General features: G+C 33.9%; 1 pseudogene. It reads left to right on the top strand.

Annotation, left to right across the window (positions count from 1 at the left end):
* Positions 1-531, top strand: a pseudogene (locus ABD353_RS40170) (IS1380-like element ISEcp1 family transposase); the annotation flags it as partial.

The raw sequence follows: 531 nt of genomic DNA, 5'->3' as shown, positions 1-531 counted from the left end.
ATTGATAGTAGTGTAATTAACGTAGAAGGTCATCAAGAAGGTGCGTCAAAAGGATATAATCCTAAGAAACTGGGAAACCGATGCTACAATATCCAATTTGCATTTTGCGACGAATTAAAAGCATATGTTACCGGATTTGTAAGAAGTGGCAATACTTACACTGCAAACGGTGCTGCGGAAATGATCAAAGAAATTGTTGCTAACATCAAATCAGACGATTTAGAAATTTTATTTCGAATGGATAGTGGCTACTTTGATGAAAAAATTATCGAAACGATAGAATCTCTTGGATGCAAATATTTAATTAAAGCCAAAAGTTATTCTACACTCACCTCACAAGCAACGAATTCATCAATTGTATTCGTTAAAGGAGAAGAAGGTAGAGAAACTACAGAACTGTATACAAATTTAGTTAAATGGGAAAAAGACAGAAGATTTGTCGTATCTCGCGTACTGAAACCAGAAAAAGAAAGAGCACAATTATCACTTTTAGAAGGTTCCGAATACGACTACTTTTTCTTTGTAACAAAT

This window comes from Kitasatospora arboriphila, from assembly GCF_039528095.1.
GTDB lineage: Bacteria > Actinomycetota > Actinomycetes > Streptomycetales > Streptomycetaceae > Kitasatospora > Kitasatospora arboriphila.
Note: the sequence above shows the minus strand (reverse complement) of the source record. Positions and strands in the feature narration are given on the sequence as shown.